The 24,964-nt window shown below is 45.4% G+C and carries 26 protein-coding genes; 9 read left to right on the forward strand and 17 right to left on the reverse strand.

Annotated features, from left to right (window positions below):
• Positions 1-760 precede the first annotated feature (760 nt).
• Positions 761-2,167: an NB-ARC domain-containing protein gene (locus QT979_RS19210; protein ID WP_333214510.1), complete on the reverse strand. Its 1,407-nt coding sequence runs from the start codon at positions 2,165-2,167 to the stop codon at positions 761-763.
• 217 nt (positions 2,168-2,384) lie between these two features.
• Between QT979_RS19210 and QT979_RS19215 the strand changes: the two genes are divergently transcribed.
• Both QT979_RS19215 and QT979_RS19220 read left to right on the forward strand, forming a co-directional pair.
• The gene (locus tag QT979_RS19215; protein ID WP_333311406.1) at positions 2,385-3,824 is read left to right on the forward strand and encodes a hypothetical protein; all 1,440 of its coding nucleotides are present in this window, start codon (positions 2,385-2,387) and stop codon (positions 3,822-3,824) included.
• 186 nt (positions 3,825-4,010) lie between these two features.
• Positions 4,011-4,748: a hypothetical protein gene (locus tag QT979_RS19220; protein WP_333311407.1), complete on the forward strand. Its 738-nt coding sequence runs from the start codon at positions 4,011-4,013 to the stop codon at positions 4,746-4,748.
• A 94-nt stretch (positions 4,749-4,842) separates the two neighbouring features.
• Here QT979_RS19220 and QT979_RS19225 read toward each other — a convergent pair whose 3' ends face one another.
• From QT979_RS19225 to QT979_RS19250, 6 genes are all read right to left on the reverse strand, one after another.
• On the reverse strand, positions 4,843-5,466 hold the full coding sequence (locus QT979_RS19225; protein WP_333311408.1) for a type II toxin-antitoxin system antitoxin SocA domain-containing protein: 624 nt from the start codon (positions 5,464-5,466) through the stop codon (positions 4,843-4,845).
• Between the two features lie 117 nt (positions 5,467-5,583).
• The gene (locus QT979_RS19230; RefSeq protein WP_445250970.1) at positions 5,584-5,811 is read right to left on the reverse strand and encodes a hypothetical protein; all 228 of its coding nucleotides are present in this window, start codon (positions 5,809-5,811) and stop codon (positions 5,584-5,586) included.
• Complete coding sequence (locus QT979_RS19235) at positions 5,801-6,139, reverse strand: DUF6972 family protein (RefSeq protein ID WP_333218586.1); 339 nt, start codon at positions 6,137-6,139, stop codon at positions 5,801-5,803. Before QT979_RS19235 ends, QT979_RS19230 begins: the two co-directional genes overlap by 11 nt.
• Positions 6,140-6,576: 437 nt before the next feature.
• Entirely contained in the window at positions 6,577-7,005 is a 429-nt protein-coding gene (locus QT979_RS19240; protein ID WP_333158165.1) for a heavy metal-responsive transcriptional regulator, read from the reverse strand.
• 103 nt (positions 7,006-7,108) lie between these two features.
• On the reverse strand, positions 7,109-7,402 hold the full coding sequence (locus QT979_RS19245) for a hypothetical protein (protein ID WP_333216198.1): 294 nt from the start codon (positions 7,400-7,402) through the stop codon (positions 7,109-7,111).
• Between the two features lie 355 nt (positions 7,403-7,757).
• Positions 7,758-7,928, reverse strand: a complete 171-nt coding sequence (locus QT979_RS19250; RefSeq protein ID WP_172186391.1) for a hypothetical protein — start codon at positions 7,926-7,928, stop codon at positions 7,758-7,760.
• Positions 7,929-8,095: 167 nt separating this feature from the next.
• Between QT979_RS19250 and QT979_RS19255 the strand changes: the two genes are divergently transcribed.
• From QT979_RS19255 to speA, 3 genes are all read left to right on the forward strand, one after another.
• On the forward strand, positions 8,096-8,686 hold the full coding sequence (locus QT979_RS19255; RefSeq protein ID WP_333216200.1) for a DUF3611 family protein: 591 nt from the start codon (positions 8,096-8,098) through the stop codon (positions 8,684-8,686).
• 333 nt (positions 8,687-9,019) lie between these two features.
• Entirely contained in the window at positions 9,020-10,171 is a 1,152-nt protein-coding gene (locus QT979_RS19260) for a helix-turn-helix domain-containing protein (RefSeq protein WP_333311409.1), read from the forward strand.
• 310 nt (positions 10,172-10,481) lie between these two features.
• The gene (speA, locus tag QT979_RS19265; RefSeq protein ID WP_333216203.1) at positions 10,482-12,491 is read left to right on the forward strand and encodes a biosynthetic arginine decarboxylase; all 2,010 of its coding nucleotides are present in this window, start codon (positions 10,482-10,484) and stop codon (positions 12,489-12,491) included.
• A gap of 231 nt (positions 12,492-12,722) precedes the next feature.
• On the opposite strand, the gene QT979_RS19270 is transcribed toward speA, so the two are convergent.
• The 9 genes from QT979_RS19270 to QT979_RS19310 all read right to left on the reverse strand — a co-directional run bounded on the left by QT979_RS19270 (position 12,723) and on the right by QT979_RS19310 (position 19,832).
• A complete protein-coding gene (locus QT979_RS19270) occupies positions 12,723-13,883 on the reverse strand; it encodes an NDP-sugar synthase (protein WP_333311410.1) in 1,161 nt (386 codons plus the stop codon).
• 151 nt (positions 13,884-14,034) lie between these two features.
• Positions 14,035-14,181 carry a hypothetical protein gene (locus tag QT979_RS19275; protein ID WP_333311411.1) on the reverse strand — a complete coding sequence of 49 codons (147 nt, stop codon included), beginning with the start codon at positions 14,179-14,181 and terminating at the stop codon, positions 14,035-14,037.
• Positions 14,182-14,200: 19 nt separating this feature from the next.
• Positions 14,201-15,016 carry a segregation/condensation protein A gene (locus tag QT979_RS19280; RefSeq protein WP_333311412.1) on the reverse strand — a complete coding sequence of 272 codons (816 nt, stop codon included), beginning with the start codon at positions 15,014-15,016 and terminating at the stop codon, positions 14,201-14,203.
• A gap of 66 nt (positions 15,017-15,082) precedes the next feature.
• A complete protein-coding gene (locus QT979_RS19285) occupies positions 15,083-15,472 on the reverse strand; it encodes a LapA family protein (protein WP_333216210.1) in 390 nt (129 codons plus the stop codon).
• A gap of 198 nt (positions 15,473-15,670) precedes the next feature.
• Positions 15,671-16,495 carry a DUF3153 domain-containing protein gene (locus tag QT979_RS19290; protein WP_333311413.1) on the reverse strand — a complete coding sequence of 275 codons (825 nt, stop codon included), beginning with the start codon at positions 16,493-16,495 and terminating at the stop codon, positions 15,671-15,673.
• Between the two features lie 224 nt (positions 16,496-16,719).
• A complete protein-coding gene (locus QT979_RS19295; RefSeq protein ID WP_333216214.1) occupies positions 16,720-18,024 on the reverse strand; it encodes a TldD/PmbA family protein in 1,305 nt (434 codons plus the stop codon).
• Positions 18,025-18,190: 166 nt separating this feature from the next.
• Entirely contained in the window at positions 18,191-18,826 is a 636-nt protein-coding gene (locus QT979_RS19300) for a hypothetical protein (protein ID WP_333231390.1), read from the reverse strand.
• A 77-nt stretch (positions 18,827-18,903) separates the two neighbouring features.
• Positions 18,904-19,425: a tetratricopeptide repeat protein gene (locus tag QT979_RS19305; RefSeq protein ID WP_333034929.1), complete on the reverse strand. Its 522-nt coding sequence runs from the start codon at positions 19,423-19,425 to the stop codon at positions 18,904-18,906.
• A gap of 47 nt (positions 19,426-19,472) precedes the next feature.
• Positions 19,473-19,832, reverse strand: a complete 360-nt coding sequence (locus tag QT979_RS19310) for a single-stranded DNA-binding protein (protein ID WP_333098950.1) — start codon at positions 19,830-19,832, stop codon at positions 19,473-19,475.
• 330 nt (positions 19,833-20,162) lie between these two features.
• Here QT979_RS19310 and QT979_RS19315 point away from each other — a divergent pair, with 330 nt between their 5' ends.
• From QT979_RS19315 to mreD, 3 genes are all read left to right on the forward strand, one after another.
• Positions 20,163-21,170: a rod shape-determining protein gene (locus QT979_RS19315; protein ID WP_006632285.1), complete on the forward strand. Its 1,008-nt coding sequence runs from the start codon at positions 20,163-20,165 to the stop codon at positions 21,168-21,170.
• Between the two features lie 87 nt (positions 21,171-21,257).
• Entirely contained in the window at positions 21,258-22,064 is an 807-nt protein-coding gene (mreC, locus tag QT979_RS19320; protein WP_333231392.1) for a rod shape-determining protein MreC, read from the forward strand.
• Positions 22,061-22,627, forward strand: a complete 567-nt coding sequence (gene mreD, locus QT979_RS19325; RefSeq protein ID WP_333311414.1) for a rod shape-determining protein MreD — start codon at positions 22,061-22,063, stop codon at positions 22,625-22,627. The genes mreC and mreD overlap by 4 nt, the downstream gene beginning before the upstream one ends.
• Positions 22,628-22,700: 73 nt before the next feature.
• Here the strand turns inward: mreD and QT979_RS19330 are convergent, their stop codons facing one another.
• Complete coding sequence (locus tag QT979_RS19330; protein ID WP_333311415.1) at positions 22,701-23,492, reverse strand: HAD family hydrolase; 792 nt, start codon at positions 23,490-23,492, stop codon at positions 22,701-22,703.
• Positions 23,493-23,738: 246 nt separating this feature from the next.
• On the opposite strand from QT979_RS19330, the gene argB reads away from it, so the two are divergent.
• Complete coding sequence (gene argB, locus QT979_RS19335; RefSeq protein WP_015174152.1) at positions 23,739-24,650, forward strand: acetylglutamate kinase; 912 nt, start codon at positions 23,739-23,741, stop codon at positions 24,648-24,650.
• Positions 24,651-24,964: the final 314 nt, after the last annotated feature.

The following is a 24,964-nucleotide window of genomic DNA, read 5'->3' on the forward strand; positions in this document are numbered from 1 at the left end:
TAGAATTGCAGTCCCAATTACCAATGAAAAAGATAGACAAACTTATTTTAGCGCAGTCAATTATTAAAGCAAAGATTCCATGTTCAGAGCCATCCATCTGGTGATAAAAAATCCACAGTTAAATTCATAAAATACTTACAAAATAAATATAAAAATCGCAAGATTATCTGGATTTGGAATGGAGCTAGTTATCATAAATATGGAGAATTTAGAGAGTTTTTATTAGAACTAAATGGTGACAAAGAACCTGATAATTGGTCAATTACTTGTATTTTATTTGCTCCCAATGCTCCCCAACAGAATCCCGTTGAAGATATTTGGTTAAAAGTTAAAAACTTTTTAAGAAAGTATTGGTATTTATGTAGGTCTTTTAAGATTGTCAAATTTTTGTTTGAATTTTTTAAGCTGTTTAGCATTTAAACTGCGTATTTCAGAGCCTGAAACCCTTTACTGGCCTAGATAGCCTCTGAGATTTAAATGGTGAACAGCTTACTAAGGAACATAAATTTGATTTTCCCAAAATACGTCAATATACTTACACACAGAAAATTATTTAGGATTGCTCTAGATATAGAAAATCATTTATAGCAAAACCATTTGATTTGTAAACAATCGATTCAATCATCACAAGCATTTCAGGTTGTTCTACATTCACAACTCAAATAGACTTGCTATAGGATTGCTATATTCAATTACTGTAATTAAACTTCACTACATATTTATTACTACCGGATTGAGTTGAGGTTCCAGGTGGCGATTTTCATTTTTTGTTTGTTATATACTCTCTGATTACTGGCCCGATCGTAAAGTGCGATCGCCCGTTTTGTTTGACTGTTTCAACTAATGACCGTCGTCCTAAAGATTGCATGACTTTCAAGAGTTCGGGCGGTGATAGTTGCAGGTTTTCTGGTATTTTTGAGATGTCGGCAGGTTCGGGGGTATTGGCTAGCCATGCGATCGCCTGTTGTTCGGATGCGGTTAGGCGATCGAAATGCTGGTGCAGGAGTGATTCTAAGTCTCCTAAGAATAGGGTATCATAGGAGAGGAATTCGGAAACGCTACCGCCGAATAAGTCTTGAATCAATGTGGCAACTATATTTAACCATAAGGGATTGCCTCGGTAAAGGTCGATTAGTTCTGACCATTTCTCCGGTTCTGCTAATCCTTTTTCTCTGAATATTTCTTGTGCTTCGGGGCCTAAACCGTTAAGTTGCAGAGATTTGCAGGGGCGGTTTTCGCCTTCTAAGGTGGCGATTTCTCTGGGTTTTTCCCAACTCAGGAGAATGAGGCAACTGTTGTGGGATGATTCTGTTATTTGTTTGAAGAATGCGCCGTAATTTTCATATCCAGGTTGGTAATTTCCTGCGAGTTGTTGGCTGCTGAAGATGGTTTGGATATCATCGAGGATGATGAGACAGCGGTGCGATCGTAAATATTCTAGTAGGGGCAATCCCCCCGTGGTTGCCCTTTCTTCGGGATAGGGAACGGGCACGGGGACACCGCCCCTACAGAATTTAATTAATTCGGTTTGGAGTGATGCCAGCGGTGGAGAGTTGCGGAGACTTCGCCAGATGATGCGATCGAATTCGTGTTGAATTTGTGAGATTAGTTGGAGAGTAAGGGCGGTTTTGCCAATACCGGATAAGCCTAAGATGGTGATGAGGCGGGTGCGGCCTAAAATCCAGTTTTCGAGGGTGGTGAGTTCGGATGTGCGGTTATAGAATAGGTTGGGTTCTGGTGCATCAGCTAAATCTAAATGTATTTTCCGTTCGGAATTGCTTGTTTTTTCGTTAAATTTATTCTTGTCTTGCGGTTCAGATTGTGAGACTTCTGGGGAGGGCAAACTTTCAGAAGAGAGGTTGCCAATATGGATACAGCCATTCCCGACGAGTGAGACAATATTAGAAGCTTGTAAATTTTCCAGTTTGGCTCTAAAATTTGCTTTAGATACTTGTTCCTTGCCTAATGCAACTGATAAAAGTTTCCATAATTTAAAGCCAACTTCTTTAACGTATTTCTCTGAACGGTTGTGATGCTGTGCAATTTCTTTATATTTCTGATTGTCCCAAGCACCGCGTAATATAGCTTTTTGCAGACTATCTAAATGTTTTCCCGTAGTAGTCAAAGCTAGATGGTCTACAAATTCTAAGGCTTCTTCAACGTCCATCGGTCAGGGAGATGCAAGGGGTTGACCTGATTGTAACCCAACTAAATATGACTTTTTCGCTAGCAACCAACTAAATGTGACTTTTTATGACCTAGTTGGGATGGAAAACAACTACTAAATATGACTTTATATGGCTTGACAAGCTTTGGTATTTAGGAAAGAATTTATACTTAAGACAACAAAACGTTTTGCTAAGCGCTACCGTTCTCTACCTGTTATGACACAACCGAATATTTTGGAACTCGCGAAACAGGGAGATGCAAAGGCGATCGCGCTTCTGCTGAACCGCCAGCTACAAGCTAAGGGCATCACCGCCGCAGCTTCCCTTAAGGATGGGTGTTTACAGGTGATGCTGGAAGCGGCAGAAGCGCCTAGTCAGCAAGTCTTGGCCCCGTGGGTGAGTAAGTCGATCGCTGGTTTGGGGGCTGCATCGATTGAGAAAGTCAAGGTTTACGGGCGACAGACGGCCGCAAAGGTGCCGGCGTGGAGTCAAGAGTTTGAAGTGGCTGGGTCAAATTTGCCTGTTACGGATGTTACAGAGGGGCGGACAAGTCCTGGTGAAAATACGGAGTCAAATCAGCTTAGTTTGAAGGAACGGGCTAAGCTTGGAGATGTGGAGGCGATCGCCAGTCTGTTAAATCTTCCGTTACAGAATAAGGGAATTAGTGCGACTGCGAGTTTGCAAGATGGTTGTTTGCAAGTGATGCTGGAGGGCGATCGGGTTCCTGATGAGGAGGCTTCTATCAGGATTGTCCGCAGGGAGTTGACGAATTTGAAGGCGGGGGCGATCGCTTCTGTGAGGGTTTACGGGCAGCAGGGGGGTGAGGATTTTCCGGCTTGGAATCGAGAGTTTGAGTTGGTGGCACGAGCAAGTCAATCGTCCCATAATTTAGGAGTGAATACTACAAATCAGCTTTCTACTAATAATTCGTATGCAGAAAAAAGCCAGGAGCAATCCTCAATACAAATTCTTAATGAAACGTCAACAGAACTATTGTCAGACAATCAATGGAATGCTGCATTTATAATCTTGAGTATAATAGCATTTTTCGTGCTTTTTGTGAATTTTACCTTGGCATTTATTCTAGCTATTGCAGCAAGTATTGCTTATGTAAAGTATCAAAATACTCCGACTGGGAAAGCTGCTGCTGCTAAGCGAAAGCTAGAAGCTTTACAAAAGGCTGAAGAAGCTGAACAGGAAAGATTAAGACAGGAAGAACAAAAAAGAATCTTGATTGAGACGGCTCAATCCGAAGCTAAATTATTAACAACTAATCTTGCTCATATAGCCTTAGATGAATTCAAAAAAGTTAATGCTAGAACAAGCGTAGGCGTTAGCTATACAGATTTACCAGGTGTGATAGCTCCAGCTAAATTCGCAACTCAGAAGTTTGAAAAATCCAAGGATTACAAGGTTTGCCCATACTTAAGTGAGCTTATAAGTAACAATATGTTATACTATGAAATCACTCAGGAATGCTTTCATAAAAAACTAACATATAAACCTTTAAATTCACAATTCCAAGCAATCATAAAAACTGAATTTCCCGAACTAAAAGGCGCAAGTTTGGACTTGGTTATCAGTACAATTTGGGCGAAAGCTGACCGTTATTCCGATGAAATAGAAGCAATACTTGAATCATCAGACACGGAGTGATTAACCATTATACCTAGAAAAAGGGGCTAATAAAGCAGATTTCAAGATAGCTGCTAAAAGTATGTTTAAGCAACTTAAAGGAGAGTAAATTATCTTTAACATTGAAAACATTGTCAACGATAAGGATTATGATTTTATCGATGAACATTCAAAATTTCAAACCCATTATTTACTCATAAAATAGCTATGACTGACTATCCTATAAGCGCAACTATTTACACAGATCACTCTCACGCAAGCCTGAATGATCTTGAGGTGAGTCATCAATTATCATTTAGCCATATTAAAGCAGCAGCTCACTTTGCAAAGTTAAGTTATGAAAAAGAAGATAAGTATGATGACAGCCAATATTCATCAGAGTTGTTTGATGAACATAGATCGTATGTCATAGGTTCCATAATCACTGCGGTCTGCTATCTTGAGGCTACAATCAACGAATTGTTTACGGATGTAGAAGATATTTCCAGTTCTAATGAATGGAGTCTTGATGTTACCCAAAAAATGAAAGAAACGTGGCGTGATGAACGAAGCTTAAGACTTATAGACAAATACGAAAAGGCTCTTTGTATAGTAAAATCAGAAAGCTTTAATAGAGGAGCAGAACCTTATCAATCTGCTGCTTCACTCATTTCCCTACGGAATGCTTTAATCCACTATAAACCTGAGTGGATTGGAACTGGAGAAAGTTATAATCAGACGCTTAATGAAAAATTAAAGAAAAAGTTAGAGAATAAAATCAAAAAGCTTAACCCAATGACACAAGAAGGAAGCCTTTTCTTCCCGCACCGATGTCTGGGATATGGTTGCGCTAAGTGGGCTGTAGAATCTTCTCTAAACTTCTCTAATGAGTTCTTTTCTAAAATAGGCTTACCTTCTAACCTAGATCAAGATTACCAATTAAATTTGAACTTACCAGAGATATAAGCTCGCTCCCTAGCTTCTGATATCCTAGTTACTACAAAAGCGCGATCGCCCTTACATCCCAATTTGTCAAAAAGTGCGATCGCCCTCACTTATATTATTTAGAGAAAACACGACCAGAATAATATTTTTTCATCGACTCTTGAGAAATAATCGCATGACAAGATTCATCTCTCGGTAAATCCCCTCTCGCTTCTAGCCAAGGCATTTCACTGCAAATCATTCGTTCCAAAGTTTCATCATCATACTCAAAATATGCCTCAGCAACTTCTTCGATAAATTGCCCAATTTTTTGGGGAAGTTTCGGTTGTTCGATTTTCTCTGTAATTGGTTCCCAACTAAATTGGCATTGGTACTTCTCTAATAAATCAGGAATAACCGGGCCGTGAATCCAGGCTTGAAAATCTGCATCAAATAGTGGCGTGCCGTAAACTCCTAAATACCAAGCTTGAGCGTAATACACGAGTTTTTGTAGCTTGTAGACGTTGATTGCTACATCAGTTTGCGCGGCTAACCAAATCAAAGCATTTGCAATATCTCGATCGCTGATTTTTTCCGAATTAGTTGGAACCGCAACAACTTTCAGTTGACCTTCGCCTATCTGTTCCAATAGTTCAGAAACTGACAAGTTAAATTCTCCGGCAATTTGCTCAACTCTTTGCCAAACTGGAGAACTCACTGTTATTTGATATTCAGTTGTTATGGAGGTAGCTTGAGTCATGGCAGTCCTTAAAGCTGACTTAAATAATTGTAGCAAACAGTGCGGAATAATGACGTAAAAGCGATCGCCCTTACATCCCAAATTGCCAAAAAGCGCGATCGCCCCTACATGAATTATTCAAACTAACTCCGACACACTCAGCCGCCCTTCTACGGGTTCATACTCATCCTCTAAAAGCCAATACTGCGCCTCATCATAACTCTGACTAGAAAACACAACTTTATAACCCTCAGCCGGATCGTATATCCGACAATTTCCCTCAGCGTCACTTAGTAACAAAAGCAGATAAGGCGGTGAAAGATTTGGATCTATCCATACCTCTGTAAATTCCCAGTTATTCTTCACTAAATCGGCTTCGAGGCGTAACGTGGTATCGGTTTTCTGCATCAACTTTTATCTCTCCGTAGTAAAGTAAAAGACGGCTACCATCCGGGTCAACTCTATAACCAATTGATTCAGCAAAAAACATACCATAACGATCGTAGCCCCGAATCGTACCTGTAAATTCTCCATCTTCTATTATGGCTTGAGCTACCTGATTCATAGTAGCCTCATCGTTAAAAATATGAGCAGCACGTCCTTTATTAAGCAGTCTTCTCATTTGTGGCGTGTCTGGCAAGTGTTTAGCAATGTGCCTGCTGTCAAGGGTGATTTGGCGATTAATTCCACTCATTAATTAATTACTGAGCATACAAGTATGATTAAATCATGCGATCGCCCTTACATCCCAAACTGTCAAAAAGCCTGTAGGCGTAACCAGCCGCAGGCAATGGGCGCACAATCCCTATGTCTCTAGCAAATCCCCATCAGTCAACAGTTGATACTACGAAATATCGCTCTAAAAAATACTTGACAGTCAAAATCTGGCGGTGTATTATAGAAGTAGTGCAAAAAATGAAAAACATGAGACTAAAAAGTTGGGAGTCTCCCCGCAGCGAGGGTAGAAACTCCAAAGGTAAAGGCGGCTCAGCCAGAGCTCGGCAACTCAAAAAACAACAGCAAACTCTGCGAAAACAGTTAAAAGCTCAACACGATCGACAAAACCACCAACAAAACCATCAAGGGAAGGAAACCCATAATTCCTTCCCTTTTTTTGTATCTTTCCGCTGCTCAATCCCGCTGAATGTTCGGACAAATCGTGCTAGTAATGCTCGCCTGCGAGGGTTGCTCTTGCCAGCAGTTGAGAATGCCTTGCAACTCCCCCTTCAAAGTTTCTAAGGCTGCAATTTGCACGGAAATTTCCTCTACCTTAGCCGTTAGATGCTGCTTCGCTTCAGAGCAAGGCAAGTCTCCCCGATCGCGAACCTGTAAAATATCCTTAATCTCCTGAAGGCTCAAACCCAGAGCCTGAGAGCGTTTAATAAACGCCAACCTATTAAATACCGTTTCGCCAAACAAGCGATAACCAGCGGGCGATCGCTTTACCGCAGGAGACAGCAAGCCCATCTCCTCATAGTAACGAACAGTTTTCACCGACAAACCACTACAGGCAGCTACAGAGCCAATTTTGTACAGTTTCTCGGCCACAGAAATATTCATAAACTCAGCATCCAAGATCGAAAGACTTTCTTGCCCGATCTTTTAGTGCCTCAGATCCAGGGAGTCGATCGGCACCTCGCCCAGTCACCATTGCCCGGTAATCTTAATAAGGAGGATTTTTTTTAGACACATTAAGCACGGGCAACTGAGGTCTAGAAGACTGAGGAGGAAGATAGTATTCAGGAGCAGGTGCGGGTTGTTCGGCTCCAGAGCGGTAAAATTGCCACCAGCGGAGACCCATCGCCACCCCAGCCGTACCCAGTCCAAAAGCCAATAAAGAGCCACTCGCACCCATGCTGCCGATGGCTGCATCGACAATGCCTACTGTCACAACAAAGCTGGTAATTGGTTCTCTACGGTAAGCTGACCTCAAAAGTCGCGTCCACGAAGCATTCATTTGGTTTTACTCTGTTCTATATTTATTTACAAGCTCTAAAACTTAGAGTTGGCGGAACGATCGGGATTTCTAGCAAGGGAGACTAGCTTCACCTAAATTAATCTTCTCGCCTGTGGGGAATTGTACGGGAGCGAGGCAAAATTGCCAAGCTTGTCAAATCAAAATTCCACCCCATATATACCTCCAAAAGCCAGCGATTGCATTCGGGAACAGATCTCTCTCAACAGAGAAGTCGCTGGGCTTGTTTCTAATTAATATTTTAATCAATTCCCGAATTTGTCGCGGTCAGCAGAACTCACACCCCCTGCCGTTTGAGTCAAGACAAAGTGTAAGGCTGACCGCGCCATTGCTAAAATTAGTTGAGACCTAACCAGGACAGCAAGCCCTGGCCTGTGACATACTCGATAATTAAAGTTAGAGAAAAACCGATCATCGCGGCTCGACCGTTAAGGCGTTCCGCATAGCTGTTGAAGCCAAACTTAGGCTGTTCCAGTTTGGGAGTGACGGTGGGTTGTAGTTGTGTCATTGCTTTGGGTACCTGGCGATCGACGCTATTCAAATGTGAAATTCAATGTTAGTTACAAATCTTAAACATTGCTACTTCTATTATAAAGAGGGTTAACCGCCGTCAACCGTCCCGGAAGAGAAAAAACTGCCACCAACTAATGCCAATTAATTATACCCGCTCAAAATATGACTAATCAGTTAGATAACGATAAGCTTCCTGTCGCCGTACAGCGAGTAGCCTTTGCCCTTCGTACAACAGGCTGGATTTGCTTCTGGGTACAGGTAGTGCTAGGGGTGGTAGCGGCGATCATTTTGCTCTTTGCCATCCCCTTCGCCCTCCCCAGGGCTAGCGCCGCTGCGGGTTCAACCAGTGCCGGCACCGGCGGCGGCGTATTTTTTGCCATTTGCGGGCTGGCCGTACTTGCTTACAGCGTATATCGCTCTTTCCGCTTCACCCGCTTGTCGAGACAACTGCGATCGCCCGCTAACGCTGTCCGCCCCAAAAAAGCAGACACGATCAAAGAGGTGCGACTGGCACTGATGAGCAACTTGTCAGGAATGGTGCTGACGCTGATAGGCGCAGAAGCCATCAGCGGCACGCTTTTAGCCAAATCTCTAGCTCAGCCGCAAGCCTTGTTCGGTGCCGCAGTCGATGTGGGCCGATTTATTCAGCCCCTAGATATATTTGTGGTACTCGCCAATACTCACGCCACTGTTGCCCATTTTGTCGGGATTTTCGGGGCTCTGTGGTTGCTCGATCGCATCCACAAGCAATAGTTCTGGGGAATTGGGCATGGGGCATGGGGCATGGGGCATGAGCCTTCCCAGGGAATGGGGCATGGGGCATGAGCCTTCCCAGGGAATTGGCCCGCGCAGGGCATGGGCATGAGTGGGAATTGGTTATAAGTTATTGGTTATTAGTTATTGGTTATGCGTTATTGGTTATTTGTGAGGGCCTACTAATGCCCGATGCCCGATGCCCGATGCCCGATGCCCGATGCCCGATGCCCGATGCCCGATGCCCCACTCTCCCCCAACCTACATCCGGAATCACTGCCAACCTGTCGAAGAACGTACTCAGATACCTTCTACCAAGACAACATGAATATCATGGCACTGAAACCCGAGGCTTATTTTGGGGTGACAGATCACCCAACTATTGAAATTTCTCAAGAAAGTTTTCGTTCTGTCCTAGGTCAAATAGAAGCTGAACTCGTATGTAGCGACACCTATAGCCAAGCTCTAGCTAGCTTGCAAACAATGTTGGGTGAAGCAGCCTCCGCTGCCGAAATTTTAATTAGAGCAGTTAGCAGAGAAGCCGTCAAGCTCGCATTCGATCGATTTCCCAAACAAAACAAAATTGAACCGCAAGTAGCCCCAGAGAGTTTTACTGCTGTAAGTCCCGCCATTGAGACGGTGACAGAAATTCAAGAATTGGAGCCACCAGTAGCTGTTCCTGTCTTCTATTGGCGCAGCGCTAGTGTGGAAGCGCCGCCCCAAACCGAGTCCGACACAGAAGAAAATTCCGATCGAGACACTGACACTTCTGAAGACAGCAAAGAAGCGCCCCAAGACGAAATTAAATTCGAGTCTGCTCCACCTGCAACTGTCACCGTCCCCGGAAAATCCTTCCCAGGGTTTGGTTTTCCCAAAAAGCCGAAAAAACTCACCAGGGAAGAAGAAGCAGCAATAGCAGTTCAACAGCGAGAAGAGTGCCTGCGGGAGTTGGGTGGAGAATTGCGTAAGGGACGGCAAATTCGCTCCTTATCTCTGCTGCAACTTCACAGTCAAACTCTTGTGCCGGTTCACCACATCGAATCGATCGAAAATGGGGAAATCCACAAACTGCCCCAAGATATTTACGTTAGAGGTTTTATCCGCAGACTGGGCGACGCCTTGGGACTAGACGGCAGCGCTATGGCGAATGCTTTGCCCAAACCCGCTCCGAGTCCAATTCCCAGTATGTATGTGTCTGTTTCCGATTCCGACTCAGGCGAAGGCTTTCAAATGCGTCCGGTGCATTTGTACATCGGCTACACCGCTTTGATGGCTGGGGCTGTAGGGGGTTTGGGTTGGCTGTCGCAGCAACCCGTGGTGCCAGGAGCACAGGCAGTACCTCAACCGCAGGTGACACCGCCAGCCTCAGTTGCACCGGCTCAGAAGACCCCAGAAAAAGCACCTCAACCGGGCTTGAAGAAGTCTAATAACGGGGGATTGAGGATGGGGGCTGACATGGCCCCGCCGGAGGTGATTTTTGGTTAGTGTGTGTCGGGCGATCGATCGTCCGACCACTCTCTTGGTGCAGGTGAACTCGGAAACCAGGTTTCCGAATTCACCTCCATACGCATACTTGCTTGAAGAAATAAGTCCAGGAGAGCAATTACGGTTGAGATTTTAGTTCAATCCCCCACCTTCATCCATCTGTAGAGTCAATTCTAAAATCTAAAATCTAAAATCTAAAATCTAAAATCGCCAGCCCGTGTACCCAAAGTGATTTTTCAACTGCATCAGGAAACCCGATATGTGCGATAAACTATCTATTTGACCACTCCTAAAAGAGGTTTCCGATAAGATGAGTTCCCCAGCCACCGCTGCTTTCTCCGATCTCGATCCGCTATCGACTCACTCGCCAACAGCCACGAGTTTGGCGGCACCAGACACTGCTTTGGTAACGGCGGCTCAACTGCCAAAAGCATCTTGGACAATAGAAGATAGTGAGAAACTCTACCGAATTCAAGGTTGGGGCGAACCGTATTTTTCGATCAATGCAGCCGGTCACGTTACAGTGTCTCCCAAGGGCGATCGCGGCGGTTCCCTCGACTTGTGCGAACTGGTAGACTCTCTCAAACAGCGAAATTTGGCTTTGCCCCTGCTGATTCGATTTTCTGATATTTTGGAAGACCGGATCGAGCGCTTAAATTCTTGTTTTGCCAGAGCGATCGCTCGGTACAATTACAAAAATGTCTATCGCGGTGTGTTTCCAGTCAAATGCAACCAGCACCGACAATTAATTCAAGATTTGGTGCGTTTCGGTCAACCCCATCACTTCGGACTGGAAGCCGGCTCGAAACCAGAATTAATGATAGCTTTGGCGACCTTAAAAACCCCAGGCGCTTTGTTAATTTGCAACGGTTACAAAGATCGCGAATACATCGAAACTGCTATTTTGGCGCAGCGGCTAGGCCAAACTTCCGTAATTGTGCTGGAGCAAATTGAGGAAGTAGAACTCGCTATCGCCGCGAGCAAAGCATTAGGAATTAAACCGATTTTGGGAGTGCGAGCAAAACTCACTACCAAAGGCGTTGGCCGCTGGGGAGGCTCCACGGGCGATCGGGCAAAATTTGGCTTGACAATTCCTGAAATTATCCGCGCAGTCGGCGAACTAGAAAAAGCTGGAATGCTCGATTGTTTGCAGTTACTGCACTTTCACATCGGCTCTCAAATTTCCTCAATTAGCGTCATCAAAGACGCCATTCGAGAAGCCAGCCACATTTATGTAGAATTAGCTAAATTGGGAGCTAATATGAACTACTTGGACGTAGGCGGCGGACTCGGCGTTGACTACGACGGCTCTAAAACAAACTTCCACGCTTCCAAAAACTACAATATGCAAAACTACGCTAACGACGTAGTAGCGGGAGTGAAAGATGCTTGCGACGAGCGGAAAATCCCGGTTCCCATTATCATTAGCGAAAGCGGGCGGGCGATCGCTTCTCATCAATCAGTGTTAGTTTTTGACGTACTCGGTACTAGCGATGTCCCCAGAGAAGTACCAGAACCAGTAGATGAAAACGCGCACCAAATTCCGCGAAATCTCTACGAAATTTACCAATCTATCAGTCCCGAAAATTACCAAGAAGTTTATCACGATGCTATCCAATTCAAGGAAGAAGCAGTCAGTTTATTTAACTTAGGCTATTTGGGAATGGCGGAACGGGCGAAAACCGAACAGTTGTACTGGGCTTGCTGCGATAAAATCCAGATGATCGCGCGGCAAAAAGAATATGTATCTGACGATTTGGAAGACTTAGAAAAGGTGATGGCGTCTATTTATTACATCAACTTATCTGTTTTCCAGTCAGTACCAGACAGTTGGGCAATTAACCAATTATTCCCAATTATGCCAATTAACCGACTCGACGAAGAACCAACTCAACGCGGTATTTTAGCTGATCTTACCTGCGACAGCGACGGCAAAATCGACCAATTCATCGATTTGCGAGATGTAAAGTCGGTTTTGGAACTGCATACTCTCAAACCAGGAGAACCGTACTATTTAGCGCTATTTTTGGGGGGTGCTTATCAAGAAATTATGGGCAACCTTCACAACTTATTCGGCGATGCAAATGCAGTTCATATTCAGCTAACACCTTCTGGCTATCATATCGAACACGTTGTGAAAGGAGACACTATGAAAGAAGTCCTCAGCTACGTACAGTATGATTCAGAAAATTTGGTTGAAAGCATCCGCCGTCAGACAGAAGCAGCTTTGCAGCAAAATAAAATTACTCTTTCCGAGGCCCAGCTTTTGCTGCAAAATTACGAGCGGAGTCTCAGCCAATATACTTATCTTCAGTCTTAAAATGTAGGGTGTAACTGAGATGTTCCACCACGGTCAATAAGCCTTTTATGAACAGGCTTTCCGGCCTGTTCACAAAGAGTAGATTTTATTGTGGAACAGACCGGAAAGCCTGTTCTTGAGAATGGTGGAAGATGTGAGGTACAACCTAAGCACATTACCAGAATTAAAAGCTGAGCTTATAAATGTAAAAGTAGGGTGCGCCTAGCGCACCTTACCTTGAGCAATTACCAATTATTCAGGACGGAGAATTTCTGCGATCGCCCGCCGCTCTTCTCCCTGCTGAGTTGGTAAAACTTGGCGAGCGTCAGTAATCAGCCAATCGAGAGCCGCCGCTTGCAAATCGATCGCAGCCCCGGTTTTATCAACGCAGTAGCGCCCGAACACCAGTTTGTCAACCAACCGCACCTCCGGGCCTAAACGAGAATACTCAAAAATCACGCTGTTTTCCACAGTGGCGCCACTGCAAAGCCAACAGTTTGGGCCAATCATTGTCGGGCCGACAATTTTTGCTCCATCCTCAATGATCGTCATTCCACCAATGTAAACAGGCCCAGTAATATCAACCTTATCCCAGTTGACAGCTACATTCAAACCAGCGTAAATGCCGGGGCGCACTTCAATTCCCGGAATCGAAACATTTTTAACTTGTCCCAGCAGCACGCTCTGAATTGCCCGCCAATAGTCAGGAACTTTGCCGATATCCACCCACTCAAAGTCCATGCTAATCCCGTAAAAAGGTGCGCCTTCTGCTACTAGCTTGGGAAATAACTCTGAACCGATATCATATTCCTGACCCGAAGGGATGTATTTGAATATTTCCGGTTCAAAAATATAAATACCAGTGTTAATGTCGGTACTCAGAGCTTCTTCTACAGAAGGTTTTTCTTGGAAAGCTTTAACTTTGCCAGACTCGTCTGTTACCACCACTCCGTAACTGGGAACCTCTTCGCGGGGAACCGATTTCATAACAATAGTAGCGATCGCCCCTTTTTCCCGGTGCCACTTCACAGCAGCAGTCAAGTCCAAGTCAATCAAAGCGTCGCCGCACAGCACCACAAAAGTATCATCAAAAAACGGCGAGAAGTCCTGAATTCGTTTCATGCCACCAGCCGAACCGAGAGCCTCTCCAATCAGTTCTCCCTCCTCAATTCGCCCTTCAAAAGAATAGGCAATTTGTACGCCAAACTTTTGACCGTCACGGAAGTAGTTTTCAATCACATCTGCCAAGTGGGAAACATTGACCATAATCTGGTCAAATCCGTGCTGTCGGAGCAATTCAACCAAAAACTCCATCACTGGCTTTTGCAGGATGGGAATCATCGGTTTGGGTATTGTCTGAGTAATGGGACGGACGCGAGTGCCTTTACCGGCCGCCAGAATCATCGCTTTCATTCTTAACTTCCTCAACCCTCTGTTAATTGATATAAACTCAACAATTAGATGCTAGCGGTTGCGATCGAATCGATCGAGCGCGGCAAAATCCTGACCTGTTTATAGGCGACATCGTACCAGGCTATCAATGACTCTTCCCTATTTGCTTGATTTAAGAAACCAGGAATCGGGAATCAGCAAAAACTTCGCACTCCCGCTGTCCGCATTCGAGACTCAGCAGCAGAATGTCGGCTAGCGAGGTTCTGTCTGGAATTTTAACCGACGCAGCGGCCCAGTTATTAGTTTCGCTTCGCCCCATAACCTAATACCCTGCAAGCTCAAAGCGCGCGGATTTTGAGGTCTTGGTAAAACTCCTCTTGAAGCAACTCTACTTTAGACTGAGCCGATAGCAGCAACAACGCCCAAAAAATACCCACGCGGTCATGATTTGGCAAGTGAACTTCCCCAGTCGATACCGGGTGTTCTGGGTTGACAGGAGAGTGCAAATCGTTATGATGCCAGAGCTCTAGCAATTTGTCCAAGTCCAGCCAACCCTCGTCAATTTCCGCGCCCCGCTGAGCCAGAAACCGTTCGAGTTCACTAGCAGTTTCAACGAGATTTTCTTGGTGAGCTAGCTCAAAGATAGCCTGTGCCGCTTGCGATCGCATTTTTGAAGTAGGGCGGCGTCGGGGAGTAACTGTCTGCTCCATTGCTGCTTTCATTAGCTGCAACTGCTCAATCAGTTCTGGGAGAGTCACCGGGCGTTTTTGCGGTAGTTGAGCTACACCGCGACGGCGCAATTGTCGCTCTAAATGCTGCGGCAAGTGTCGCCCGCCTGAGTGTTCTGCGTCTTCTACTGCCGGCTCGTCGGCCGAGTCGGGATTCGCGGGGGGTTCGGAGAGGACGATACTTTCTGCTTTGAGCAACACCAGCATTGAAGCGTACAAAAACGCTTGGCCGGAGTGGGACAAATCGGAGAAATCCTTACTCTGATCGGCATCGCAGGCGTTCGTAAGCTTGCTCAGACATCGATCGAACACTTCAATTACCTTAACGTCCCAAGGATCAATTTCTCCCCGTTCGGCTAGGTCAATTAAAATTGCGATCCCCTCAGAAATCGTTTCTAACCCATCTTGGTCTCGGGAAACGGCCATTCGATTTTAGATTTTAGATTTTAGATTTTAGATTTTGCCTCTGGGAAAACGAGAGAGCATATCAAATTAAGTGGCGGTTATTTCAGCAGCTTTGGCATCAATGGCTGCTATTTCTAGACTTATCGGTTCAGCACTTTCTAACAAAGGTTGTTGGCCTTCTACTTCGGCTTTATAGCGTTCAAGATTTTGTTCTAATTCCTGAATCCGCTGCTCTTTTTCGCGAACTTGGCGAATCTCTTGGCGCAACGCGAGGGTTCGCTGCATTCTCGACCACAGACTGAACAGCCACGCTAGTGTTGCCCCTAATCCGGTCGCTACAATTAGTTCTACGCACAGCGGAGCTTTAACTTGGACGCCTTGGATAACTTGAATCGCAACTGGCTCTGTATTTTCGATGCTGAATAATACTAGAGCCAAGCAAATCAGAAAGATGAAGAAGAAATTTAGCGATCGCATTTTCTCTGTTCCTAATTCTCAATTCAGGTTAAGCAAATTATTTACCATTTGTCAACTTTTTTTGGCAGATCTTCTCAGTTTTTTTGATAAGATAAAATCGGGTTGATTGACCATACTATCCGGGGAGGGGCGGGTTTATGGGAGTTCTGAGAGTTGATTGAAGATATTGGTTAACCGCCCCTGCAGGAGATATCCTCTTTAGGTTTGACCGATGTTTTGGGGTTTCTTGCCGATTCCCAGTGCTGGCAATATTTGATATTTCAAAGCAATGCCCGCGGCTACAAACAAGGCAATAATCAGCGCCCCAATTCCTACCGGGCTGGGAATCCAGAATATCGCCTCCAAATAGTTAACTTCTCCGGGTTTGAGCTTCCAAACTAACTGTTTTCCTTGCTGATAGCTTTCGGGAACCAGCGCACCGGCGACTGTTTCAATACTTTCGGCGCCCCAAGGCGTGTTCAAGCTAAAGTCTAGCTCCAAAAGTCCCCCCGGACTCAGCAGCAGACTGCCATTAGAAGAAAGCAGAGAAAGAGAGCGCAAATCCAATTCCAAACTCAACCGATTTCGCAGCATTAATAACAAATTATTCTGCTTGACACTAAGGTGAGATTCAAACTTCGGCAAATCGGTTTCTAGCGGACTTGCCTCCCGATATTTTGTGGTTGGTGCGATCGGATTGTAAAATTGGTTGAACTTGTCTTGCAACTCGGCTCCATTATTGAAAGGAATCCTCACTAGAACTTCTGTGGGGGAAACCCGTTTAGTTTTTCCGTCCAGCAACCTCACCCGGCTTTCTACGCTTTTCAACCATTCTGCAACAGTTTCGCTGCTGAAGCTCGTCAACCTTTCCCCTAGTTTTATGTGCTGCACGATTTCGCCACGAGTTTGACTCTCAAAGTTGACCCCGACATCGTACTGAACGCATCCAGTCACTAGAGTTAAAAGGCAAAAAACCAAAGGTAAAAGAAAGAAAAAGCGCTTTTTCTTCTTCCCAGTTCCATCCTTGACATTTTGCTCTTTCATTATACATTTTTCCCTATTTTTACCTATTTGCATGAATTAGCAAAGCGTTGAATTGCCGACACTGTTTCTATGTTTGTTTTGCACGTTAACTGGTTCCTAGGCTCTGCGTGGGAACCCATGTCCAGAGGCTTTGCCTCGCAAGCTTTCATCCAAATTCGAGGCAGAGCCTCATGATTTGTATTACCAGGCAGAGCCTGGTAACGAGTAAATTAACCGCACTGAACTTATTGCCTGGAAGCTACACCCAACTGTTGAAACAGCATACTCGGCAAATATGCCGCACCGCCTACCCATTCGGCTTCGCTGCTCAAATCTGCCAAATTTTTAAAGGCTTCAAAAATGCTGCCTGCCACCATTGTATTCTTGACGCGGCCGACAATTTTGCCTTTTTCTACTTTATAGCCTAAGTCCAAATTGACAGAAAATTCGCCAGCTAACTGATTGGACTGACCGGCACCTAAAACCTGCTCTACTATTAGACCTTCATCCATGCTAGCAATCAAGTCTTGAGTGGCGGTATTTCCTGGTGAAATGCAAAAGTTAGTCAAATCAGGGCCTGGGCGAGACAATCCGCCACGAAAACCGTTGCCGGTTGATTGTACACCGGCGCGAGCGGCCCACCTGCGATCCCAATAAAATCCGGTGACAGTACCTTTGTCTATCAAGACTTTGCGGGTGGTGGGCGTACCTTCGTCGTCAAAGGGACAAGCAGAAGGGCCTAAAGTGGGGTCTTCAAAAAAGGTAAAGCGTTCGTCAAATAAGGTTTCGCCGATTTTGTCGGCTAGGGGAGAGGCTTTTTGAACTACTGCTTGACCTGAAAGGATGGTATCAAAGAGGCCGCCGAGGGTGCTAGCAGCGGCATTGGGGGTAAATAATACTGGGTAGGAACCGCTGGCGATGGTGGCTGAATGTTCGGCGAGGCGGTATTTTTCGAGGAGTGATTGGAGGATGCTGTTGGTGTCGAGGGGACGATCGCGCGCAACGTCGTAACTGTATGCTTGCATAAAGTCTTCTCCCTTTACCAAATTTCCCGAGATCGAGCCGCTGACTATTTGGCTGCTTCTTTCGGCATACAAATCTCGCGTCGTGGCAATTTTCACGCGGCCACTGCGGACGTGGAAACCGACATCTACCATAATATCGGGATTGTAGGCGTGAACTTGCTCAATCAGGTTTTTGCCGTTTTCGACTAATTCTTGAGTTGTGGGCGGAGTGTAGGTGGTTTCCGGGCCTTTTAGGTGGAAGTTGGAGGCGAGTTCAAATTCTGCGGGGTCGCCGATTTCGGCTGTTTGAATCGCTGCATCGACTAAATCGTCTATCCGCGTTAAGTCTGTGGAACTGGCAAAACCGATTTTGCCGTTGTAAATCAGCCGGAGTGCGACACCTTGCAGTGCTTTGGTTTGCAGGGATTTGAGGCGATTGTTTTCAAATTCGATCGGGGTGTCTTGACTCGACAGGTAGTATACTTCAGCGGCATCCGCGCGTTGAGATGCCAATTTTAATATCTGTTCTATGGTTGAATCGCTCACAATAATCGCCTTTCTGGTTGGGTCTTTTTTTATTTTAGCAATTATCGCTATTCAACTTCTGACTCCTGCCTCATGCTCGATCATTAATCCGTGTATCCGTGTCAAAAGCACTGGTGGTGTCTTCCTTATTTCTTCATCCTAACCTGCGCTACATCCGTTACATCCGTTAAATAATCCGTTGCCGAACTTCCTTCTCCTCTAATTGTAATTCACACTGTTTAAAAACATAGTTAACTGCTGCAAACAGCCGATCTAAGTCCTGAATTGTATAGAAAATTTTATTTTGAGTAAACATTTCTAACTTGAGCTTGCCAAACTGCCACATTGCCCCATTAGAAACAATCCCAAAGATAGTTTGTTCTGGTTCATTGTTAAGTCGTTGCACGGCGATCATTTCTGCCAAACACTGCCCCCATCCTTCATCAAATGCGCTCTCTTTCTTGGCTTCAACTAATATGAAATAGGGCTTGTCAAAAACTACTGTGCCGAGGGGGGAGCGCTTCGCCAATATATAATCTGGAATTCCTGACAGATTCTCATTATAGACTAAGGTTTGGTGACTCCAGAGGAGAAAATTACTTCGATAATTTTTCCAAACTTCTTTTAATACAGGATAAATGATATTTTCACAAATGGCGATTTCCGAGTTGTCAAATACTCCCTCATTGAAAATCAATTCTAATTCATTCCTAAAAACGTCGCTGACTGCAAATTCTGTTTCGACAATGAAATTATCCCTTCTGCAATTAATTTGGAATTCTTGGGCGACCGCGCTGATACTTTTATAATTGCTAAAAGGCATTGCTTAACTTCTCTCAGTAGGGGTAAGGTGCGCCTCGGCGCACCCTAGAGATAGGGTTTGTGCCAATGAAAAAATGATTAATAACTAAGAAATAAGCCGCCTAAAATTAGCCCGATAGCAATTAACGCCACCCAGATAAACCTATTATCTTTCGTATTAACCTGACTCAAATCTACAGGCTCTGGTACGACTGGCTTGGGTTTAGCGTACTTGATATCAGCGTTCGGATTGGCTTGAAAACTGATTGATTGATTTTCATCTAAAGCTGCCAAATCAGGGATTTTCACCATCCATTCAGGAGGGATAGTGAGTTTGGGAGCTTCGAGAATGAACAGCAAGCGCTTTGCTTGTTGGCGGGTTTCTTGGCGGGGATGGCGGGTGAGCTTGCGGCAAAGCTCGATCGCCCTTTCTGTATTGCCAGAGGCTTCGTAGGCTGTCACAAGCCACATCTGCACCTCACCGCCCAACCGGGAATTTCGATCGACTAAACCGGTAGCTGTTTCTAAACTCTGCACAGCTTGAGCATACCGGCCACTCTCAAAAGCTACTTGCCCAGCTTGGTACTCAGTTTGAACAATTTCTAACTTTTCTGAAGTCACGAGCACCCACCCAATTCACAAATATTAATTCCCAAATTCCCCAAACGCTAGAATTCGCTGTTGTGTTGCGGCATACCCGACTCGTTGTCGCGTTTGGAACCCAGCAAGTCTAAATGGTCTACCTTAATTACCGGCTTTGAGCGATTTGAACCGGTATTGCGGTCTTGCCAGCGATCGAACTTCAAAGAGCCTGTTACGCCAATTAGAGAGCCTTTGCGAACGTAGTCAGCAGCAATCTGCGCTGTTTTGCCCCAGATTTCCAGATTAAACCAGTCTGGTTGATCGCTGTTCTTGGTTCTGCGATTCACTGCCAGCGTCAAACTACACTTAACTGTACCCGACTCAAAATACTTAACGTCCGGGTCGCCGCCGACGCGGCCTACTAAAGTCACAACATTAAGACTCATAAACTTTTTTGGGAATGTGGTCGATCGGTGATGTAGTTAAACAGTCCACACGCGCATTAGCCTCCAAACTGAACTTGGAACAACGCTTGTGAGGCTTCATCCTGATTGTACACCCAGTTAGCAGAACATATTGATAGTGGATGATTGGCGAGTCTGCGCTCAACCTGAGCTCGACAATGTACATTTCTGACTAGACTCAGGATGAAAAACGTAATAGAATCCACCTCGGTTACACTTTTGTAACAACATTATTGCACACAATAGTATTTTAGTTTTTGGGGGGGGTACGAATCAGTGGGTCTTCTCAATCGATTTTCGTTATCTAGAGATATGGGTATCGACCTCGGTACTGCTAACACGCTCGTTTATGTATCGGGCAAAGGTATTGTTCTGCAGGAACCTTCTGTAGTGGCGATTGACCAAGATTTAAAAATACCGCTGGCTGTTGGAGAAGAAGCTAAGAAAATGCTCGGGCGCACGCCAGGGAATGTCATAGCACTGCGCCCGCTTCGCGACGGGGTAATTGCAGACTTCGATACGGCGGAATTGATGCTCAAGACTTTTATCCGCAGAGTTCACGAAGGCCGAAGCTTAGTTTCGCCGCGGATAATTATTGGCATCCCCAGTGGTGTCACTGGAGTCGAGAGGCGTGCTGTCATTGAGGCGGCGACTCAGGCCGGTGCTAGAGAAGTACGGTTAATTGATGAACCCATCGCTGCGGCGATCGGAGCTGGACTGCCTGTTGCTGAGGCGACTGGCAATATGATTATAGATATAGGCGGAGGTACGACGGAAGTTGCGGTTTTGAGTTTGCAAGGTACGGTGATCAGTGAGTCTGTGCGGGTAGCCGGCGACGAACTCAATGAGGCGATCGTCCAATACATGAAAAAAGTTCACAATTTGGTCATCGGCGAACGCACTGCTGAAGAAATTAAGATTCAGGTGGGTTCTGCATATCCAACTCCAGAGGATGACGACGTAATGATGGAAGTGCGGGGCTTGCACTTACTGTCGGGTCTGCCGCGAACTGTTACTATCAAAGGCCCAGAAATTCGCGAAAGTATGTCGGAACCGCTTTCAGTAATTGTGGAAGCTGTCAAGCGTACTTTGGAACGCACCCCCCCGGAACTAGCAGCAGATATTATTGACAGGGGAATTATGCTGGCTGGTGGTGGGGCGCTGATGAAAGGTTTAGATACTCTGATCAGTCACGAAACCGGAATTGTCACTCACGTAGCGGCCGATCCGCTGTGCTGCGTGGTTTTGGGAACTGGTAGGGTATTGGAAAACAAACAGTTGGAACGGGTTTTCAGCGGGCAGTCGTCGCGTAATATGTAGTTAAAAAATTTGGGATTGTGGATTCAGAAATACGGCTGCAATCTCAAATCTAAAATCCTGACTTAACAATTTTAGATTAGTGAAATTATGCTAAAAAATACATTCCGAAAGTGGTGGGATCTGCGGCTGCAAATTGCTCTTTTAGGTTTAGCTGTAACTGCCGCTTGGGGAGTTCGACAAACACAAGGTGCGGCAGTATTTGAAGTTTACAATTGGGTGACTCGTCCGTTTCACGCCAACGGCTCTGGGCAAGAGGAACTCATCTCGGCGCGCACTCAAGAATTGCAAGCGCAGCTATTAGAAGTAGAAAATCAAAATCAGAAGCTAAAAGAGCTTTTAGGTTACGTTTCGGGTAAGAAACCTCAAGGAATTGTAGCTCCTATTGTCGGTCGCAGCGCCGACCACTGGTGGCAGCAAGTAACCTTGGGCCGCGGCAGTAAGGATGGCATCAAAACAGATTTTACTGTGATGGGTCCCGGCGGTTTAGTAGGCAGGGTTGTCAGCGTTACTCCTAATACTAGCTTGGTGCTGTTAGTCAGCGACGCTACGAGTCAATTGGGTGTGGGAATTACCCGCAGTCGCCACATGGGTTTTATGCGCGGGAAAGGCGGAAATCAGGCGGTGATGGAGTTTTTTGAGAATGTTCCCAATGTCAAGCCTGGGGATGTGGTTTCAACTTCTTCTTACAGTCAGTTGTTCCCTCCTGGTTTGCCTGTGGGAAAAGTGGTTTCGGTGGATATGAATAAAACTCCGGCTCCAGAAGCTGTGGTTGAGTTCTCTGCACCGATGAATTCTCTGGAGTGGGCGGTCGTTTACCCCCACTCTAAGCAAGCCGAACCGAAGGATTCGCAGAGTCAATCTTCAGCAGCATCTGAGGGAGCACAGCAACAATGAAAGCTTTATCTCGGATGTCTTCGCGATCGCGCCAATTTCTCAACTTCGCAGTTACATTTCTATCTGTGATGCTGTGCATACTGATATTGCCCACTCGGATGCCGGGAATGGAATTGCTGGGAATTGGACCTAACTGGCTGTTAATTTGGTTGGTAGCTTGGAGTATTAAGCGGAAACGTACAGTTTGGGGAGCTGCTAGCATGGGCTTGGTTTTGGGGTTTCTTCAAGATGCGATGACGGCTCCTCATCCCAGCCACGCTGTGAGTCTAGTTGTTGTAGGAGTCTTAACAGTTGTTTTGCAGAAAACCTGGTCGATTCCGGCAGATATTGTTGAGAGAGATCCGATTCCGATCGCGCTAATTGTGTTTGGGATGGCGGTGTTAGCGGAAACGGTGATGGGGCTGCAATTTTTTGCTATGGGCGATCGGGCTTTACTCGAAATTTGGAGCTATCACCAGCGAGTGGCTTTGTGTTCTGCTATTCTTAGCAGTCTTTGGGCTCCGGTGATTTATTTTCCGCTCAATCGCTTGTGGGAAATGACCAGGAATGTAGAAAAATCTTAGTCATTAGTCATCAGTCATTCGTTAACAGTCATTCGTTAACAGTTAACAGTCAACAGTCAACAGTTAACTTTAGTCATTCTACTATTAGTTGTTGTCCGGAACCTAATAAGTGATGAACGGCAATAATCAAGTTGCTGAGAATGAAATTAGGCTGGTGCTTTTGGAGTTGATAGCGGCTGCGAATTCCGCAGGTAACGGCAATTGTAGGTATTCCCAATGCTTTTCCTGCGAGGATGTCTGCTTCTGTATCTCCGATCATCCAAGCCGAACCCAGCGATGACTCAAATTCTTCTGCAACTTCAGCCAACAATTCAGTTTTTAAGGCTGTATAGTTGTGATAGGCGGCATCCGCCATCTGAGTTCCGCGAATGCTGGTAAACAGTCTGGCTAAACCGTAATTTTGTAACAGTTGAACGGCTTGATTTCTCGGCCGCAGGGTGACTAAAATCAGCCGCACGCCGCGGGAGTGCAGAAGTCCGATCGCCCATTGCACTCCCGGCTGGATGCGATCTAAGTGCAACAAGTCTGGCTGATTGACAATCTGACTGACGCATCCGAGAAAAACGTGAATTTCTTCTCCCCACAAGCCGGAACTTTTGGCTATTTCAGCATCGGGTACTCGGTTTTGTTTCATTTGCCAAAACTGCTGTTTGGTGAGGATTTGAAGGTTGAGGTTGATTCCCCTAGTAAGATAAACTGCTTGAGTATCGGCCAATCCCTGTTGATAGGTGGCATAGTAGCGATCGGACACATCGACTATGGGCCCGTCTAAATCGCAAAATACCGTCATTCGGGGGGATGAGTCAGTCTCTGATGGTAGCTTGTACTGAAGGTTTTCGGAGTCTTGGGCGACAGCAGTTAACATAAAACGTTAAGTAAATCAATGGAGCTATACATTTCTTGACTGTAGCAAAAAATGTATAAGTTATAATACATAATTTTTAATGCTTTTATTAAAAAAACCTATTAAATTTTTGAGGATGGGGTTCAATAAAGGCGATCGAGCCTGTGCGTCCATAACTTCAAGGGAAAAAGTGATCTTTGTGGCTGTTAATATGTGCTTTAGCCATTAAAGTTTAGAATTAAGTTTTTAGTCTTTTGTAATTTACCCATGCTCAAACAAAGCGATTTTGTTAGGAATTCGGACACTAATCGAGTAGAGGTGCTGTCCGAAGCACTGCCTTATATTCAACACTTTGCCGGTCGCACAATTGTGGTCAAATATGGTGGTGCGGCAATGAAAGATAGCAATCTCAAAGACAAGGTAGTTCGGGATATTGTGCTGCTAGCTTGCGTGGGGATGCGTCCGGTTGTGGTTCACGGCGGTGGCCCGGAAATTAATATTTGGCTGGAAAAATTGGGAATTGAGCCGCAATTCAAGGATGGTTTGAGAGTGACTGATGCGGCGACAATGGAAGTTGTAGAAATGGTTTTAGTGGGGAAAGTAAATAAGGAAATTGTTTCGTTAATCAACCAAGCTGGCGGCAAAGCAGTGGGACTGTGTGGCAAGGATGCCAATCTGATCCAAGCTCGTCCAGATGGCCGGGAAGGAATTGGATTTGTTGGTGAAGTCAGCGGCGTGAAAATCCAGATTTTGGAGTCTTTGGTGAACAGCGGTTATATTCCGGTGGTGTCGAGCGTGGCAGCGGATGAAAACGGTCAATCTTACAACATTAATGCTGACACGGTAGCTGGGGAAATTGCCGCTGGTTTGGGAGCGGAAAAGTTGATTTTGATGACCGATACTGCGGGAATTTTGGAGGATTATCACAAGCCAGAGAGTCTGATTGCTAAGTTAGATATTCAAGAAGCAAGAGAGTTGGTTGAGTCGGGAGTTGTCTCTGGGGGGATGATTCCGAAAGTTAATTGTTGTGTGCGGAGTTTGGCTCAGGGTGTGAAGGGTGCTCACATTATTGACGGTCGAATTCCTCATGCTTTGCTGCAAGAAATATTTACGGATGCGGGGATTGGGTCGATGATTGTGGCTTCTGAGTTTAGCAGCGCGAACTTAAGGCCGAAGTAATGTGTAAATCCTAGCGTGGGGAGGGCGGGTGCGTGAAAGGTGTAAACTCGCTGCGATTGCGTATATCCTAACTAAACCTGCCCCTAAAAACCTTGAGAATGTACTTCGGGGAAATTACTTCAACTAATTCTAACCGTTGTTGAATTTCAGCTTTTCTGAAACTATAATAAAACACTTTAGAGTTTTGGATGCTGTTGCGCTTCTTAAGCCGATTTCAAATACGCGATTAGCGCTAAGTAGGGCTTGCTGAAAAAGCCTAAAACCCTTACATCAAAAGACTTTGGCTCCTGACAGCGCTGAGCATGTGTAAGATT

It is taken from the genome of Microcoleus sp. w2-18bC1, assembly GCF_036700365.1.
Lineage (GTDB): Bacteria > Cyanobacteriota > Cyanobacteriia > Cyanobacteriales > Microcoleaceae > Microcoleus.